This is a genomic window from Pseudomonas sp. NPDC096925 (assembly GCF_044762545.1).
In the GTDB taxonomy this organism is placed as follows: Bacteria; Pseudomonadota; Gammaproteobacteria; order Pseudomonadales; family Pseudomonadaceae; genus Aquipseudomonas.
This window is the reverse complement of sequence record NZ_JBIWEM010000003.1, coordinates 96,576-112,550: the sequence shown is the minus strand read 5'-3', so window position 1 is coordinate 112,550 and position 15,975 is coordinate 96,576. Positions and strand designations below refer to the sequence as shown.

The 15,975-nt window shown below is 57.0% G+C and carries 13 protein-coding genes; 3 read left to right on the top strand and 10 right to left on the bottom strand.

Translation table 11 applies throughout. From position 1 onward, the window contains the following. Positions 1 to 87: 87 nt before the first annotated feature. A complete protein-coding gene (locus ACIQYU_RS11080; RefSeq protein ID WP_280044457.1) occupies positions 88 to 1,011 on the bottom strand; it encodes a carbon-nitrogen hydrolase family protein in 924 nt (307 codons plus the stop codon). 152 nt (positions 1,012 to 1,163) lie between these two features. Between ACIQYU_RS11080 and ACIQYU_RS11075 the strand changes: the two genes are divergently transcribed. After that, positions 1,164 to 2,090 carry a LysR substrate-binding domain-containing protein gene (locus ACIQYU_RS11075; RefSeq protein WP_085720144.1) on the top strand — a complete coding sequence of 309 codons (927 nt, stop codon included), beginning with the start codon at positions 1,164 to 1,166 and terminating at the stop codon, positions 2,088 to 2,090. A gap of 73 nt (positions 2,091 to 2,163) precedes the next feature. Here the strand turns inward: ACIQYU_RS11075 and pcaF are convergent, their stop codons facing one another. Continuing rightward, positions 2,164 to 3,381 carry a 3-oxoadipyl-CoA thiolase gene (gene pcaF, locus ACIQYU_RS11070; RefSeq protein WP_280044456.1) on the bottom strand — a complete coding sequence of 406 codons (1,218 nt, stop codon included), beginning with the start codon at positions 3,379 to 3,381 and terminating at the stop codon, positions 2,164 to 2,166. A 103-nt stretch (positions 3,382 to 3,484) separates the two neighbouring features. Further along, the gene (locus tag ACIQYU_RS11065) at positions 3,485 to 4,387 is read right to left on the bottom strand and encodes a LysR family transcriptional regulator (RefSeq protein WP_280044455.1); all 903 of its coding nucleotides are present in this window, start codon (positions 4,385 to 4,387) and stop codon (positions 3,485 to 3,487) included. 100 nt (positions 4,388 to 4,487) lie between these two features. Between ACIQYU_RS11065 and ACIQYU_RS11060 the strand changes: the two genes are divergently transcribed. Next, positions 4,488 to 5,597 (top strand): AbrB family transcriptional regulator, encoded by a 1,110-nt coding sequence (locus ACIQYU_RS11060; RefSeq protein ID WP_367244516.1) that lies wholly within the window; start codon positions 4,488 to 4,490, stop codon positions 5,595 to 5,597. 10 nt (positions 5,598 to 5,607) lie between these two features. On the opposite strand, the gene ACIQYU_RS11055 is transcribed toward ACIQYU_RS11060, so the two are convergent. The 7 genes from ACIQYU_RS11055 to ACIQYU_RS11025 all read right to left on the bottom strand — a co-directional run bounded on the left by ACIQYU_RS11055 (position 5,608) and on the right by ACIQYU_RS11025 (position 14,818). Then, positions 5,608 to 7,692: a 3-hydroxyacyl-CoA dehydrogenase NAD-binding domain-containing protein gene (locus ACIQYU_RS11055; RefSeq protein ID WP_367244517.1), complete on the bottom strand. Its 2,085-nt coding sequence runs from the start codon at positions 7,690 to 7,692 to the stop codon at positions 5,608 to 5,610. A 26-nt stretch (positions 7,693 to 7,718) separates the two neighbouring features. Beyond that, the gene (locus ACIQYU_RS11050; protein ID WP_402799665.1) at positions 7,719 to 8,969 is read right to left on the bottom strand and encodes an OprD family porin; all 1,251 of its coding nucleotides are present in this window, start codon (positions 8,967 to 8,969) and stop codon (positions 7,719 to 7,721) included. Between the two features lie 83 nt (positions 8,970 to 9,052). Then, positions 9,053 to 10,051, bottom strand: coding sequence for an ABC transporter substrate-binding protein (locus ACIQYU_RS11045; protein WP_085720135.1), 999 nt, complete (start codon positions 10,049 to 10,051; stop codon positions 9,053 to 9,055). Positions 10,052 to 10,087: 36 nt separating this feature from the next. After that, the gene (locus tag ACIQYU_RS11040) at positions 10,088 to 10,855 is read right to left on the bottom strand and encodes an ABC transporter permease (RefSeq protein WP_003258714.1); all 768 of its coding nucleotides are present in this window, start codon (positions 10,853 to 10,855) and stop codon (positions 10,088 to 10,090) included. 26 nt (positions 10,856 to 10,881) lie between these two features. Continuing rightward, entirely contained in the window at positions 10,882 to 11,709 is an 828-nt protein-coding gene (locus ACIQYU_RS11035; RefSeq protein WP_191472735.1) for an ABC transporter ATP-binding protein, read from the bottom strand. A 217-nt stretch (positions 11,710 to 11,926) separates the two neighbouring features. After that, on the bottom strand, positions 11,927 to 14,008 hold the full coding sequence (locus ACIQYU_RS11030) for an acetate--CoA ligase family protein (protein WP_402799661.1): 2,082 nt from the start codon (positions 14,006 to 14,008) through the stop codon (positions 11,927 to 11,929). Positions 14,009 to 14,011: 3 nt separating this feature from the next. Beyond that, positions 14,012 to 14,818 (bottom strand): enoyl-CoA hydratase/isomerase family protein, encoded by an 807-nt coding sequence (locus tag ACIQYU_RS11025; protein ID WP_191472739.1) that lies wholly within the window; start codon positions 14,816 to 14,818, stop codon positions 14,012 to 14,014. An 82-nt stretch (positions 14,819 to 14,900) separates the two neighbouring features. On the opposite strand from ACIQYU_RS11025, the gene ACIQYU_RS11020 reads away from it, so the two are divergent. Then, the gene (locus ACIQYU_RS11020; protein ID WP_015270297.1) at positions 14,901 to 15,737 is read left to right on the top strand and encodes an IclR family transcriptional regulator; all 837 of its coding nucleotides are present in this window, start codon (positions 14,901 to 14,903) and stop codon (positions 15,735 to 15,737) included. Positions 15,738 to 15,975: the final 238 nt, after the last annotated feature.

Genomic DNA, 15,975 nt, shown 5'->3' with positions numbered 1-15,975 from the left:
TTCAGTGCCCCTGCCTGAGCGACGACATCACGGCGCATTTGCGCTTCGCAAAGCTAATCAAAGCCTGCCGCAGGTTCCGAAAACTCCTCACTTGAAAAAGTCGACACCCGGCCTGGCGCGCTCATCGACGCTCAGTGAAAACACATCGGGCCGCGAATAGTGGCCAACCACATCGAAGTCGTAGCGAGCACGCACCAACTCATCAAGATCGATTTCTGCCGTCAGTAATCCCTCTTCACCACGCAGTGGACCGGCGAGTACATCACCCAGCGGCCCGACGATGACACTGTTGCCCTGAATCAGGGGACGGTCAGGATCCCAGGCGGGTACCTCGATACCCAGTTCGAGTGGCGATTTCTGCACCTGACATGCACTAACCAAAAACATCCGCCCCTCATGAGCGATATGCCGCATGCTGGCCAGCCAGACGTCACGCTCATCGACTGTCGGCGCGCACCATACCTGCACGCCTTTGGCGTACATCGCAGTGCGTAACAACGGCATGTGGTTTTCCCAGCAGATCGCCGTGCCGAGCTTGCCGGCTGGTGAATCGACAACAGGTAATGTCGAGCCGTCACCCTGCCCCCAGATGAGACGCTCGGTACCCGTTGGCATCAACTTGCGGTGCTTGGCGATGAGTCCACCCTCTGGTGAGAAGAACAGCGCGGAACAGAACAGCGTGTTACCAGAACGCTCGATCACCCCGACGACCAGGTGAGCTCCCGTGCGTTCGGACAATGCAGCGAGCTCGTCTGTCTCCGCGCCGGGGATATCAATGGCATTCTCGAAATAGGCTTGGAATGTCTCACGCCCCTCCGGCAAGCGATATCCCAGGAAAGTGCCGAATATCTGCCCTTTTGGGTACCCGCCTAGGATCGCCTCGGGCAATACGACCAGTTTCGCCCCGCTCGACTTTATCTTGGCCTCATACTCGATGATGGATTTCAGCGTCTGGGCCTTTCCGAGTGGATGGGAGCCAACCTGTAGCGCTGCAACGGTGATACGGGACATGATGAGATCTCGCATGATGTAAGTGCAGGCAATGTTCGGCCCCGATCCGTTATTGAGCAATACTGCACCGACTCGATCTGATATCAATTACAATCATATCGTGACAGCATTGGGGGACTGCTACCTGTGTGCCTGGAAAGATTCCACCAATCATGAAAAAGCTGGACATCGCCTCTGTGGACCTGAACCTCTTCAAGGTTTTCGAAGCCTTGTATGAGGAAGGAGGCGCGGGCCGCGCCGCCATTCGCCTGGGCATTACCCAATCAGCGGTGAGCGCTGCTCTATCCAGACTACGGGCAGTGTTCGGTGACCACTTGTTCGAACGGACAGGACGAGGCCTTAAACCCACCGCAAAAAGCGAGGAATTGCGCCCTATCGTGGCCGCCGCGCTGGACAAGTGTCGTCAGGGGCTGATGTTGGCACTCCATGACGATGCGGCGATTCACGGGCGCGCCATTGCACTGGGCATGTCGGATGACTTCGAACTGGCAATTGGCAGGCTGTTGATCGACAAAATCCGGGAACAGGCGCCTGGTATCCGCCTAGTGTTCAAGCAAACCCACAGCTTGCTGGCAAGCGATGCTTTGATGAACCGGCAATTTGATCTTGCCTTGACATCGGGCGCCGTGGCCTCGAAGACGCTGGGGCGGCTGGCGCTTGCAACGGGTGACTACACCTGCCTTACTGCGGCCCGCGCTGACGCCACCCCGCTGACACCCGGGTCTTACCTTGAAAAGCGCCACATTCTGGTTTCATCGGGCGGCTATGTGGGCGTGGTTGATGAGGTGCTAGCTGCGCAGTCGCTGAATCGCACAGTGGAGGCTTCAACCACTCATTTCGCCGCGCTTCCCGCGCTTCTGCAGCACAGCGACTGCGTGGCCACCTTGCCGACCCATGCCGCCAAAGCCTTGGCCAGCGTCAGCAACGTCCAATGCCACCCATGCCCAATCAACCTTCCGCGCTACTCAATAGAACTGGGATGGCGAATCGACAATGCGCGTGATCCTGCCATTGGCTTGATCATTACCTTGATTCGTGAAGTCATCGCCCAATTGCCTGGTGTCGTGGTCGTCGGTTGATTCAAAGGACAGAGACGCTGCTGGCCCATTCAGGCTGGCGGTTTATGGTCCACCAGCACAGCAATATCTTTCTCTAGGTGACAGCGTCGATACGTTCGAAGGCCAGCGCCAAGCCTTGTCCCACCCCCACGCACATCGTGGCCACACCAAAGCGCCCCCCCGTCTTCTCGAGCTGGTGCACCGCTGTCAAGACCAGTCGATTTCCGCTCATCCCCAAAGGATGACCCAGCGCTATAGCTCCACCGTTGGGGTTAACTCGCTCACTGTCATCTGGCAAACCGAGCTCGCGCATCACTGCCAATCCTTGCGCTGCGAAGGCTTCATTGAGCTCAATGACGTCGAAAGCATCAATTGTCATGTTCAGCCGTTGCAGAAGTTTTCGCACAGCAGGGACTGGACCAATTCCCATTACTTCAGGCAAAACACCGGCGCTGGCCATTCCAAGGACCCGGGCACGAGGTTTTAGACCGAACTTGTCTACCGCATCAGCACTAGCGAGGATCATCGCGCTGGCGCCGTCATTCAGGCCTGAAGCGTTGCCAGCAGTCACCGTGCAATAAGGACCATTTACCGGTTTGAGTTTGGCCAGCGCTTCTGCAGTGGTTTCAGGACGGGGGTGCTCATCACACACCACAACGGTTTCGCCCTTTTTGCCGGGAATGATGACGGGAACAATCTCTTCAGCATAAAACCCGCGCTCGATCGCGCTAGCAGCTCGTGCTTGACTACGCAGAGCCATGGCGTCCTGATCCTCACGAGAAATGCCGTACTGCTGGGCAACTTTGTCACCGGTCATCGGCATACTATCGACACCGTACGCGCTTTCCATTGCCGGATTGATGAAGCGCCAACCGAGCGTCGTGTCTTCAAGTTTCTGCGTACGCCCAAACGGGCCGTCAGCTTTTCCCATCACGTAGGGCGCGCGAGTCATCGACTCAACGCCTGCGGCAACGGCCAATTCCATTTCACCATTAGCAATCGCCCTGAAGGCCGCACCAATAGCTTCCAGACCGGATGCGCACAGCCGATTCAACGTCACACCAGGTACCGAAGGAGAGAGCCCAGCGAGTAAAAGCGCCATGCGTGCCACGTTGCGATTGTCTTCACCTGACTGGTTGGCGCACCCCATGAAGACTTCGTCCACGGCGGCCCAATCGATACTTGGATTGCGCTCAATCAACGCTTTGAGTGGGATAGCAGCAAGGTCATCCGCCCTCACTGCAGAAAGGGCACCATTCAGACGGCCAATAGGGGTGCGTACTGCATCACAGATGAAGACATTGCGACTCATCAGAGCTCTCCATACAAGAGTGGTTAGCGCAGCCAATCGACGCGCGCCCACAGTGTCAAAGAGCACTTCGGCAGTGACAATGAGCTAGTTCCACTGACTGGAATCAAATCTCTGTGAAAAATCGCTTTCCGTCTGCCTTCAGCAGCTCGACCATCAGTCGCACAGCCGGTGCCAGATAGGCCTCCGCTCGCACTGAAACCGCGACGGTCCGAGTCATCGTCGTCTCTTGAATAGGGACCTCTCTTAGAGTGGATTGCCAACGTCCAGACACTAACGTTTCCCGGGCCAGAAAGCTCAGTAATTGCGTCTTGGCTATCAGCCTCGGCAACAGTGAAACGGCATTTGCTTCAATCTGCACCGTAGGAGCAGGCAACTGATGTGACCTGAATGCCTCGTCGATCCAGCGTCTGGAGGCGACTGCATCACCAGGCAGAACCCAGCGGTATTGGCATAGCGCTGCGATGCTGATAGGAGAAGAGAAGACGGGATGATCTGCGCTGGCCACGACGACAGCTTCATCTTGAAGAATCGGGAAGGTGAGCAAATGGGGATCACCAGCATTCAAAGGGCAAATAATCGCATCCAGGCGGCCGGAGCTCAGGGACTCCCTGAGAATGTCATCTTGGCCGATCGAGAGCTTCAATCGCAGCTCGGGAGCGCGCTCCAACAAGAAGGATGCCAACTGCGGAAGGAGGTGCTCGGCCATGCTCGCGGAACAGCCCAGGCGTATAGTCCCGATTTGCCCGCTCGCAAAGTCTCGTACTTCGCGCTCGGTCTCCGCAATGCTCAGTTGTAACTGCCGCCCGCGCTGGAGAAGGAGCTCGCCAACCTCAGTGAGCCTTATTCTCCTGCCTTCTCGTCTGAAAAGCTGCGCGCCTAAAGCCTCTTCGAGACGCTGAATGCTTTTGCTGAGCGCAGGCTGACTTTTGTGCAACAACTCTGCAGCTTTACCGAGATGACCCGTTCGGGCAATGGTCTCGAAGTAAGTGAGGTCCCTAAGATCCATGATTCATAACTCTCGGTAATCGGTTCATCAAAAACAGCAAATGGACCACGCCCATTAGCCCCTCGGATAATCATCTGGCCCAGCATCCGAGGATTCTCCAGTGCCAAACCCCTCTTCACTCTCGAAGCCCGCCCTGCTGCAGTGGCTATGCGTGGTACTCGCAGCCGGCGCTGCGGGGCAGCTTTTTCACTTCCTGCATATCCCTGCAGGTCTGTTCCTCGGGCCCATGCTCGCGGGCATTGCTTGTGGTCTTCTGGGCGTGACAATCCGTGTTCATCGTCATGCGTTTCGCTTCGGCCAAGGTTGCGTGGGTGTGTTGGTGGCTCACTCGATAACTTGGCCAGTCATCCAGACGCTCGCACAATCCTGGTATCAGATGTTGGGTGTCACTGCCCTGACACTGGCCATGAGCGCACTGGTAGGCCTGGGAGCTATCCGATTCAGTGGCCTATCTAAAGCAACTGCAGCTTGGGGAACAGCACCCGGTGCAGCATCGGCGATGGTGGCAATGTCGGAAGATTATGGAGCTGATGCACGTGTGGTTGCGACCATGCAGTACGTCAGGGTGGTTTGCGTGGTAGTTGTAGGAGCACTGGTGAGCCACGTGCTAGGTGCGCACACGCCTTCCTCAGGAGCCGCCAATATGGGCCAGACCGGAAACCTGTTGGATCTAGTTTTGAGTCTCGGGGTCATCTTGGTCGGTGTTGCAGCAGGTACGCGTCTGCCGGCAGGCGCACTGCTGGTGCCACTACTGCTTGGAGGCGGGTTACAGCTGTCTGGCGCCATAACGATTGATCTTCCCAGTTGGATCTTCAGCCTGGGCTACGGTTTGATCGGATGCTACATCGGACTCAGATTTGACCAACGAACCGTCGCGTACGTCTGGCGGCAAATGCCTGCAATGGTTCTGAGCGCTTCTGCCCTGATTTTACTGTGTGCCGGCTCTGCCTGGTTTCTTGCAAAGCTGATGCGTATTGATTTTCTTTCGATGTACTTAGCCACAAGCCCAGGCGGCCTGGACGCCATGGCGATTCTAGCTGTCGAGACGCACGCAGACACCGGCTTCGTGCTCGCCAGCCAAACGCTGAGACTGTTTTCCGTAGTATTGGTCAGCGTGGTGATAGCGCGCCAGGTTTTACGAAACGCGCCCGCAGATGCCGCAGAAAAAAAGGGGCAGCCGAAGTCGTGGTCATCGGCCGACCCAAAGTAAATCGGCAGCATTAACTTTGGCTGAGTGAAACACACTCCTTTGCTCTGGATTGAAGCAAAGCGCAGACATTCAATTGCCGGTCAGGATGCTTGAGAGCCCAATGCTCCAAGGCTTCGCCGATCTGAGTCAGCCCGACCTGATCTGCATAGTAGAGAAGCCCACCGCGGTAACGTGGGAAGCCATATCCGTGGATCCAGATGAGATCAATGTCATTAGGGCTGTCGACGATGCCTTGCTCCAACATGTGAGCGGCTTCATTGATCATTACGAATAAACACCGCTGCAAGATCTCCTCGTCCGAGATTACCCGCGGCTCCAGGCCTCTTGCTTGCCGGTGCTCAACAAGCATTTTCGCAACGAATGGATCAGGAGCCCCCTTGCGCTGGCCCTCTTCATACCGGTAGTACCCCGCCCCCGACTTCTGGCCGAGACGGCCCGCCTCGTGTAGCTGCTCGATCAGGTTGCATCGACGCTCGGCCTGAACGAGGTGTTCCCCCCGGCCTTTCCTGTTGAACCAAGCGATATCAACGCCGGCCAGATCACGCAGTTCAAAGGGGCCAATCGGGAAGCCGAAGCCACGTAGCACTCGGTCGACATCCTCTGGTGACGCGCCTTCCTCAAGCAAGAATGTCGCTTCGCGCTCGCGGACGGCCAACAACCGATTCCCTACAAACCCGTAGCAGTTCCCTACCGCAACCGCGGTCTTGCCCAAGCGCCCACCCAGTTGGAGCACGGTTGCCAGCACATCGGGGTGCAGGTGAGCGGTTTTCACAACCTCGAGCAGCTTCATGACGTGAGCGGGGCTGAAAAAATGCATACCGATGACGTTTCCTGGGCGATCGGTAACACTGGCAATCGCATCGACATCGAGGTAAGAGGTATTGGTTGCCAGGATCGCCCCGGGCTTGGCAAAACGATCCAGCGTTCGGAAGACGTCTTGCTTGACGGCCAAGTCTTCAAACACTGCCTCGATGATCAAATCTGCACCTGCGATCGCCTCAAGACTACCTTCGTACCGAATATGCCCAGCATGCTCAGCCGCCTTTTCTGCGGAGAGGCGGCCTTTCTCAAGCGCGCTGACATAGTAGCGCTCGACAGCCGCTCGTCCGCGATCAAGCGCCGCAGGCTGAGTATCGATCAGCACGGTCGCGATACCCGCGTTAGCCAAGCACAACGCGATACCGCTCCCCATCGTGCCCGCTCCGATCACCGCGACCGAATCAACGGCACGAACTGGGGCTTGTTTAGCTAATGTGCGGCGGCGAGAGGCAAGATCACGCTCGGCAAAGAAGACATGCCGTAAGGCGCGTGCCTGAACACTTTCACGCCGAGAAATAAAAAGATCTCGCTCCAGCGCCATGCCCTCGTTAAAGGGAACCTGCCAAGCTGCCTGCAGTGCTTGGAGCGCGAGAGGTGGAGCCTCCTGCCCCACAAGCTTATGAAGAATCGCCTGAGCCCGTCGCTGGAAAACTGCTGGATCAAATGCAGATACGGTCCGATTGCAGCAGCGCGGTATCGGCTGCCCAATAATCTCCTGGGCGAACTCCAAAGCAGACTCGAATACGGATGAGCGACTCAAGCGATCCAGTAAACCAATCTCCAACGCTTGCTCTACACCAACCTGCTCTCCGCCCAATACCATATCGAGCGCCGGGAGCATCCCGCACAAACGCGGCAGGCGTTGCGTTCCGCCGGCGCCGGGGATCAAGCCCAAACCCACTTCGGGTAGCCCGAACTGAGTGCCTGGACCTGCGATGCGGTAATGGCAGGCAAGCGCAAGCTCAAGGCCGCCACCTAGGACCGAACCATGCATCGCAGCGATAACAGGCTTCGGCGAGTTTTCGATTGCCGCCAATACATCAGGCAGGTGCGGAGCCTGCAAAGGCAGATCGAACTCTTTTATATCAGCACCGGCGATGAAGGTACGCCCCTCACACACGATCACTACTGCCCGAATATCGGCGTCACCCGCCGCCTGCTCGAGTCTCGCAAGTACCTTTTCGCGGACCTCACGCGAGAGGGCATTTACTGGCGGATTGTTGATGATGATCAGACCGACATCACCTTCGCGTTGAAGCGCTACGAGGGAGTGCATCGTTTCTCTCCTGGTGAGGATATTGATTACAGAAGCGACAACGGGTAGCTGACAATCACCCGCACATCATCGGCATCCCGAGCGAAGTCCGCGCGGTAGGTGGCACTGCGCAGACGCATGCTCAGCCCCTTCAGGGACCCGCTCTGCAACACGTACTGCAACTCGACATCGAGCTCGCGCTCGCCGTCCGAGCCGGAATCCACTCCGCGCACATCAGCTTGGTTGCCTTTCAGATATCGAGTCATGAAGGTCAACCCTGGGACACCCACGCTCGCAAGATCGAAGTCGTAGCGAGCCTGCCAGGAGCGCTCGTCCTTCTCGGCGAAATCGCCCACCTGCACGAAGTTGACCAGGTAGGGGTCAGTGCCATGCACGTAGGGGAATGCCGAGTCCCCGGACATTTTCTGGTAGCCGAGACCAAAAGCGTGGCCACCCAGTTTGTAAGTACCCATGACACTGAGTGCGCGGTTGTCGATAGGACCGCCGCGGGCTTGCCCCTGATCGTCGCTGTCGAACAAGCGGACATCACTCGTGAATGAGCCCCAGGTGCCCTTTCTACGATCAGTCAAACCGTAAAATCGCTGGGTATAGACGTCTTCGAGAACCGCGTACTGAGCCAACAAATCCGTACTATCAGCAACGTGGTACGCCACCCCCATCAGGTTGAAATCACCGCCATCAAGAGGACCGCTAAACCGACGGTTCTTATTGTTCAGTGCCAGCCCTGTGGAACCGGATTGATCGCGATATACAGTTCCCTGGATCTTCGCCCCGGTAAACTCCAAGGCTTTCCATTCGTTGATCTGAATCTGGGCACCGTCGAATGTCTGGGGCAACAAACGTCCGTTGTTAGAGACCAGGGTCGGCCATTTTGGTATCAACGTGCCGACACGGAGCTCGCTCTCGGACACCTTGACCTTGAGTGTCCCACCGGCTTTGGAGTAGCTGTCCGGCACATCACCATCATCTTGCACTGGCAGCAACCCAGTACCCGAACGACCCGGCCCTGAGTCCAGCTTGACCCCAAGCATGCCGATTGCATCGAAGCCAAAACCTATAACGCCAGGCGTGTAGCCCGACTCATAGCGCAGAATGAAGCCCTGGGCCCATTCCTGTCGCTTGGATTGCGCACTACCTTCGCGAAAATCTCGGCTCATGTAGAAGTTGCGCAGCTCCAGGGAAGCTTTGCTGTCTTCAAAGAAGCCTTGCGCGCCAGCAAGCGGCAGATACACGGCAAAGCCAACCCCTGCCGCGCAGAGCGGCATATTTTTTTTCATCATTACTGCTTACCAAGAAGTTGATCGTGCGCGGCGGTAGTCCGTCGCCACCGCGGTGATCAGGCAGGAGTTTGCAAGGCGCTTCAGCGCACCTGGGTCAGGTAATCTTCGGCTTTACCAGGGATTTTCTCGTTCTGAATATCACCCAGGAACTTGATCGCACGATTGACTTCCTCATCGGTGAGGTAAGGCGTCTGCGGGAACGACTTGCGATTGTTCTCCCACGCGGCTGCATAAACCTTGTCGTTCACGCCCTCGAAGCGGCTGCGAACTGACTTCATAGCTTCCTGAGGCTGCTCGTTGATGAGTTTCGTGGCATCGCTCAAGGCAGCCAGGAAGGCTTTGACTGTGTCCTGGTTCTCGGTCGCCCACTGACGACGAGCACTGAGTGCAATCGACGGGTAGCCATCAAGCTCAGGTACCATTCCTTCGGACATGTCGAGCAAGGTGTAGCCCTTGTGGTCGATTACGGCGCTATCGGACGCCGGCGACGAAAGCGCGAAGCCGTCGATCTTGTTTTGGGCAAATGCTGCAAGCATCGCCGCACCGTTGTTGAGGTACAGAAGTGTGAAGTCTTTTTCTGCATTCAACTTCGCTTCTTTACCTAGGAAGCGCACGAGGAAGTCTGCGCTTCCGCCGGCGCCGCTGACTGCCAAGCGCAGCCCCTTGAACGCAGCCAAACGTTGCTCAACCGTCGAGTCTGCTGTGAGGCCCAGGCGATCAGCGAGGTCTTGATGGATAACTATGTTGCTTGCGTATTGGCCGACCAAACGACCAAGCAGGGTGATGTCCGCCCCCTTCACCTTCGCGTTGATCGCATTCTGGATAGCACACGAGCAGAACTCGACCGAGCGACTGGCAAGCCCTGAGGCCGCCGCGCCGCCACCTTTGAATTTCACCAGCTCGACATCTAGTCCATGCTTTTTGAACATGCCGCCGTCCAAGGCTACGAACAAGGGCATGTGAACAAACCCCTCCGTACCCAGAGCAACTTTAACCGTTTCGGCAGCCTGCGCGTAAAAGCTGGTTGCACTCATGGCAACGCTCAACCCCAGCGCAGAGAACAGACGCTTGATAGACATGGCAAAGACCTCTTCTTGTTGTTGTGTTGGTTGCAATCAGACGGACAGTTCACGTTCTTCCTGATCTTTTTTCCAAGGCATCAATGACGCTTCCAGTTTGCGCACAGCGGCTTGGAGGATCAGCGCAAGCGAGATGATTGCAATGAGCGCTGCGAACACGCCTGCCGTATCCAGCTGCCCGGCAGCGTCCTGCAGCAGATAGCCCAAGCCTCGGTTGGCGGCCATGATCTCGCCAACGATGGCGCCGATCAGCGCGTACGGGACCGACATCTTGAGGCCGGTAAATACCCACTGAATTGCCGAAGGCAGGACGACTTTGGTAATCAGGTGATGCTCTTTGGCACCCATCAACCGCAAAATTTCCAATTGTTCGCGCTCCACAGCACGAACACCGCTGTAGGTGTTAAGGAACACCAGGAAGAAGACGATCGTGGCGGTAAGGATGATTTTCATCTCTATGCCGATTCCGAACCACATGATGAACAGTGGAGCCAAAGCGACTTTCGGCAGGCTGTAAATCGAGACAAGAATTGGGTCGAGCAATTTAGCCAGAAGCTCATTGCGACCGAGGATCAGGCCTACCGATATACCTGCGCAAGCGCCGAAGAAGAAACCCACGAGGGTTTCAACCACAGTGATCCAACCATGCGAGAACAGACGGCCACTGGCGACCAGGTCAATGAAGCGGCTCCCGATTTCCAATGGCGAACTCACGAAAAACGGGTCGATCAATGGGCCTGAAGCGAATTGCCAGGACAGAAAGAGCACAGCAAAAATGGCGACACGGCCGAGGAAGATTTTCATGTTCGTAATTCTCCGGAAGAAGGACCTTAGGCGTCATGAGAAGGAGTGATGAACTCCCAAAGATCGCCGCACAACTCGTGGTAACGCGGGTCCTTGCGTAGCTGGAGAATGTTGCGGTCATCACCTAGAGGGATGCTCACGTCGCGAACGATAGTGCCCGGTCGTCCAGAGAAGATCAGGCAGCGATCGCCCAATGCCACGGCCTCATCTAGGTCGTGCGTGACGAACAGCACCGTCTTGTTGAGCTGACGGCTGAGCTTGAACAGCTCGGTCTGCATGCGCATGCGCAGCTGTGCATCAAGCGCTGCGAATGGCTCGTCCATCAGCAAGGTTTCTGGGTCGTAAGCGAGCAATCGAGCCAGCGCAGCGCGCTTGCGCATGCCTCCGGAAAGCTGACTGGGATACGCCTTTTCATGCCCCTCAAGCCCAACAAGGGACAGCAGTTCGCGAATCCGCTCCTGTCGCTTGGCTTTCGGAACACCTTGGATTTCAAGCGGAATGGCGATATTGCCAGTCACATCACGCCATGGCAGCAAATGGTCGCTTTGGGTCATGTAACCGGTACGGCCGTTGATACCTTGAACAGCCTGGCCCCGGTACAGCACTTCACCTGTTGTAGGCGCGAACAGCCCGGCGACCATGTTCAAAAGAGTGGACTTGCCGCAACCGGAAGGACCGATGATGGTCACCACCTGGCCTTGTTGGATGTCGATATTGATGCTGTGGGAGGCTTGCTTGGCAACCCTCTTCACGGTGAATGACTTCGAAACCTCTCTGAACGAAATGACCGTCGGTGAGACGGCTTTTGCGCCGATAGGCTCGGGGGAAGCGGCACTTTTCAACACGGCGGTCATGGCAATACTCCCGGCACGAAGGTGGCGTTCAGCTCAAAAATCTTGACTGTCGCAACTGAAGTGGTCGAAAGAGCGATGCGCCGAGAAGTGGCGAAATAGAGACTGTTCATAGCGACCTACTTATTTTTATGAGTCAGAAATGAAGCGTTCTTTGATTATGCAATCGTGAGATACGAGGTCAAAGAGGCTGTTCCACAGAATGGAACAGCCGTTCTTTTCACGCGATGATCGTCAAGCCATCCAGAGCGATGACCCCGCTACCCGCGGGACGAACCAGGAGCGGGTTGATTTCCGCCTCGACCAATCGGTCGCCGAGCTGCATGGCCATTTGCGAAAACGCCACGATGCATTTTACTGCGGCGTCGACGTCTGCCTTTGGCATGCCGCGGAAGCCATCCAATAGCGGGTAGGTTTTCAGTTCACACAGCATTTCCCGGGCTTGCTCTTCACTCACAGGCAGAAGACGCAAGGTCGTATCCTGGAAAAGCTCCGCAGTGACGCCTCCCATTCCGAGCAGCAGCGCTGGGCCGAGCTGAGGGTCCCGGTGGAAGCCGAGGATCAGCTCCTGCCCACCAGTGACCATCTCCTGGACCAGGAACGACTCCGGGGTGAAGCCGACATGCCCGCCGACTTCATCGCGCATGCGCTCCAAACGATCCCCGATGGTGTCCGAAGTAAGATGCAACGCTACTCCACCCACTTCACTTTTGTGCGGGATCAGTTCCGAGAGCACTTTCAAGGCTACATGCCCGCCAAGTTCGCTCGCAGCCTGCGCTGCCTCCTGCCCGCTTTTCACCACCAGTTCGCGAGTGACCGTGATGCCAAAGCCCGCGTACAAGCGCTTGCTACGCTCTTCATCAAGCGGACCACTTGGCAGTTCTTCCACCCTAGCTGCTGCAGCTGACGGGGCTATATCGGCCGCACTTGCCGAGCTCCCCTGACCGCTCATGACCAAAGCCTTGAGCGCGCTGGCGCAGCTCTCAGGGGCGTTGAACGCAACACCACCCGAGCCGTTGATACGCTGAGCTGCTGCGGGGGCGTGGGGACTGATGTAGGCCAAGACCGGCTTATCCGAACTAGCTAGGCTGTCGCGGATAGCGTCCGCCATCAAATGAGGTTGAGCGACACCCGATGAGCCAACTACGGTGACCACAGCATCATAGTCATCGCTGTCGAGCAGAATGCCGATGGCGCTGCGCATCAACTCTGGCTGCAAGCCTGCCAGGGTCAAATCGATGGGATTACGGTCGAGCACCGCTTGGTCACCGATGTCCAAGTTACGCAGCTTCTCGGCAGTTTCCGGCCCAGGCGCAGGTGTTTCGAAACCGCTCATGCCCAAGTTGTCAGCGATCAGTGTGCCAGCTCCACCGGTCGAGGTCAGGATCGCCACTCGACGGCCATTCATTGATCTTCCGCTTGCCAACGCGAAGGGGATATCGAGCAAATCCGCGAAGGTTTCGGCGCGGATCACGCCAAGCTGCTTGAAGTAAGCGGAGTACAGGTCGTCAGAGCCAGCCAGCGCGCCCGTGTGCGAATTGGCCGCATGAGCACCTGCCTCGGACCGTCCTACCTTGTAAACCACAACTGGCTTACCAGCACTGCGGGCCTTGCGAGCTGCTCGAGTGAATTTTTCGCTGTCGCGCAGTCCTTCGATGTACAGCGCAATGACCGATGTGGTTGGGTCATCAGCGAGGTAGTCGACGAAGTCTGCAACGTCGAGATCCACTTCGTTACTGGTAGAAATGAGCTTCGAGAAGCCAATTCCAGCAGCGACACCGCGAGAAAGAAGCGCGCCCAGGATACCTCCGCTCTGAGAAACCACTGCGACGCGGCCGGGGAGCAGCTGGTCCATGTCCAATGCACCACTTGCAGAGAGGGTCACGCGCTCCGTGAGGTTAACCAGCCCGATAGTATTAGGACCAAGGATTCTCATCGAGCCTCGTGCCGCCTTGAGCTCTTCTTGCCGTTGAGCCCCGGTTGTGCCGGTCTCACCATAACCACCTGCCAGTACGATCGCTGCTGGGCAGCCGCGCGCAGCGAGATCGGTAACAGCCTGGTTGGCCCGCTCTGGACCAAGCAGAATGATCGCGACATCCGGTACTTCCGGCAAAGCATCCACGGAGGGGTAGCAGCGCAATCCATCAATTTCCTCGTACCGCGGGTTCACCGGGTACAGCCGGCCCTCGAAGCCGTGCTTGCGAAGAAATGCGATGGGACGGCCGGAGGTTTTTCGAGCATCACCCGATGCGCCGATGACGGCAACGCTGGCAGGGCTGAGAAGGCGTGCAATTTGGTCCATGATTTAGCTCCGCTCTGCCTTGCGAGCAAGGAAGGCGGCAACCGACTCCTGATGCTCGCTGGAGGTGTAGCAGATGCCCTGGGCTTGGCTGCCCATGGAGAAGATCTGGCTCTGAGTCAGCTCAAAGGTGTTGTTCAGGATCGACTTGCTCAGCGCCAGAGCAGTAGCCGAGCCAGCAGAGATCTGCTGAGCCCAATCCTGAGCTGCAGGGAGAAGGTTCTCATGCGGTGCCACGCGATCGATCATCCCGATCTGCTGTGCTTCGAGTGGCGAAACGGCGCGGCCGCTGAAGATCAACTCTTTTGCTTTGCTCAGCCCTACACGGCGTGGAAGGAAGTACAAACCACCGCCATCAGGGATCAGGCCCCGCGCGATGTAACTCATAGCGAACGAAGCTTGCTCGGAGGCGATGATGAAGTCACAGCTCAGCGCCATGTCGCAGCCCAGTCCGGTTGCCGCGCCATTGACTGCAGCGATGGTGGGTTTAGGCAGGTTATGGAGCAGAGACACTGCGTGGTGGACGCGCTGCTGACGCTTCCAGCCGTTGAAAGCTACCGAACCGGCCGGTGCACTCATTCGGGCTTGCATGCCCTTGATGTCGCCGCCGGCGCAGAACCCTTTGCCAGCGCCGGTCAGGATCAGCGCTTTGATGCTGCTGTCCGCCGCGACATGCTCAAGGTGCTCGATGAGCAGCGATCGCATTTCATCGCTTATGGCGTTACGTGCCTCTGGACGGTTGAGCGTCAGGGTTGCAATACCGTCAGTGACGGTAAGGTCGATCGGAGTCGACAATTCCGTGGAAGTCGTCATGCGGTGCCTCTCTTATTATTCGGTTGATTGACCGCCCAGCAATGAGCCAAGCTTGATTCCAATCTGAGGGAGAGTGATTTTCATGACAACGCGACCGTTCCACCTATTGGAACATGGCGAGAGCGGCCTTACCTCCCCTCACATTCCCGGGCAAGGCAAGGCACCGCTCAATCGCTCGCTGGAGCGCGGGCTAGATATTCTTCGCGCCTTCAGACCTGGCAGCGAACATCTGACCAATGGGGACCTGAGCGAGATCACCGGACTATCAAAGTCCACTGTCAGCAGGCTTACACAGACCCTCGTACGGTCTGGTTTCCTGGATTTCGACAGTATTTCCAGGGGCTACAGGCTAGCGCCTTCGGTACTTGGCATGGCTCACTCCATGTACCACGGCAGCTTTCTGCTTCAAGTCGCTACGCCTCTGATGGCCCAGGTGGCGCGAGACCATCAAGTGAATGTTGGCCTAGCCGCAGCGGACGGCGACGAGATGATCTACCTCGAGTCGATACGTTTTAGTAAACGCAAATCTCCGCGAAACGTACTGACCGGCCAGCGGCTGCCCATGGAAATGACATCTTTGGGTAGAGCCTATCTCTCGATCCTGAACGACGCGCAACGACGGCCCCTGATCGAGCTGTTCAGATCAAGACGATGCGAAGCCAGAGCTGAACAGCTCATATCAGATATCGAGGCCGCGATTACCGATGTAGAAAACAACGGCTATTGCGTTGCTTCATGGCAGCCTGAAGTCATCGCTATCGCTACCCCACTGAACCACCCGGTCTACAAGACACACGCTCTGAACATCAGCCTTTCAACGGTCGAAGCTCCCGAAGGAGTCATCGATCGGTATGCTCCAATCCTCCTGTCGCTCGCAGAATCCATCCGAGCATCACTCAACCAGCCCGGGGACGAGTGAGCGGAGAGCATAACTACGCGAGCACTGCCCTTTTGCCCAATCTTCATACAACCGACCAAAAAAAACCGCCTAGCAAACCCGCACGGTAGCTAAGCGGTGTGAGAAAGCCCTGGGCATTAACCAGATGTCATCACCAAGTACTGGAAAAACCTGCCCCTTCAGCGGAACTTAGCAGTTGGCATAAGCCCGATTTGCGAATTTAGCATTGGCATCGCCCATCTCCATTGGCTGTTCCAGA

What these genes read in the sequence shown, in the direction of transcription:
- ACIQYU_RS11030 (WP_402799661.1), bottom strand. Translation starts at nt 14,008, where the DNA reads ATGGACCAAATTGCACGCCTTCTCAGCCCTGCCAGCGTTGCCGTCATC.
- ACIQYU_RS11020 (WP_015270297.1), top strand. Translation starts at nt 14,901, where the DNA reads ATGACAACGCGACCGTTCCACCTATTGGAACATGGCGAGAGCGGCCTT.
- ACIQYU_RS11075 (WP_085720144.1), top strand. Translation starts at nt 1,164, where the DNA reads ATGAAAAAGCTGGACATCGCCTCTGTGGACCTGAACCTCTTCAAGGTT.
- ACIQYU_RS11035 (WP_191472735.1), bottom strand. Translation starts at nt 11,709, where the DNA reads ATGACCGCCGTGTTGAAAAGTGCCGCTTCCCCCGAGCCTATCGGCGCA.
- pcaF (WP_280044456.1), bottom strand. Translation starts at nt 3,381, where the DNA reads ATGAGTCGCAATGTCTTCATCTGTGATGCAGTACGCACCCCTATTGGC.
- ACIQYU_RS11055 (WP_367244517.1), bottom strand. Translation starts at nt 7,692, where the DNA reads ATGCACTCCCTCGTAGCGCTTCAACGCGAAGGTGATGTCGGTCTGATC.
- ACIQYU_RS11045 (WP_085720135.1), bottom strand. Translation starts at nt 10,051, where the DNA reads ATGTCTATCAAGCGTCTGTTCTCTGCGCTGGGGTTGAGCGTTGCCATG.
- ACIQYU_RS11080 (WP_280044457.1), bottom strand. Translation starts at nt 1,011, where the DNA reads ATGTCCCGTATCACCGTTGCAGCGCTACAGGTTGGCTCCCATCCACTC.
- ACIQYU_RS11050 (WP_402799665.1), bottom strand. Translation starts at nt 8,969, where the DNA reads ATGAAAAAAAATATGCCGCTCTGCGCGGCAGGGGTTGGCTTTGCCGTG.
- ACIQYU_RS11025 (WP_191472739.1), bottom strand. Translation starts at nt 14,818, where the DNA reads ATGACGACTTCCACGGAATTGTCGACTCCGATCGACCTTACCGTCACT.
- ACIQYU_RS11065 (WP_280044455.1), bottom strand. Translation starts at nt 4,387, where the DNA reads ATGGATCTTAGGGACCTCACTTACTTCGAGACCATTGCCCGAACGGGT.
- ACIQYU_RS11040 (WP_003258714.1), bottom strand. Translation starts at nt 10,855, where the DNA reads ATGAAAATCTTCCTCGGCCGTGTCGCCATTTTTGCTGTGCTCTTTCTG.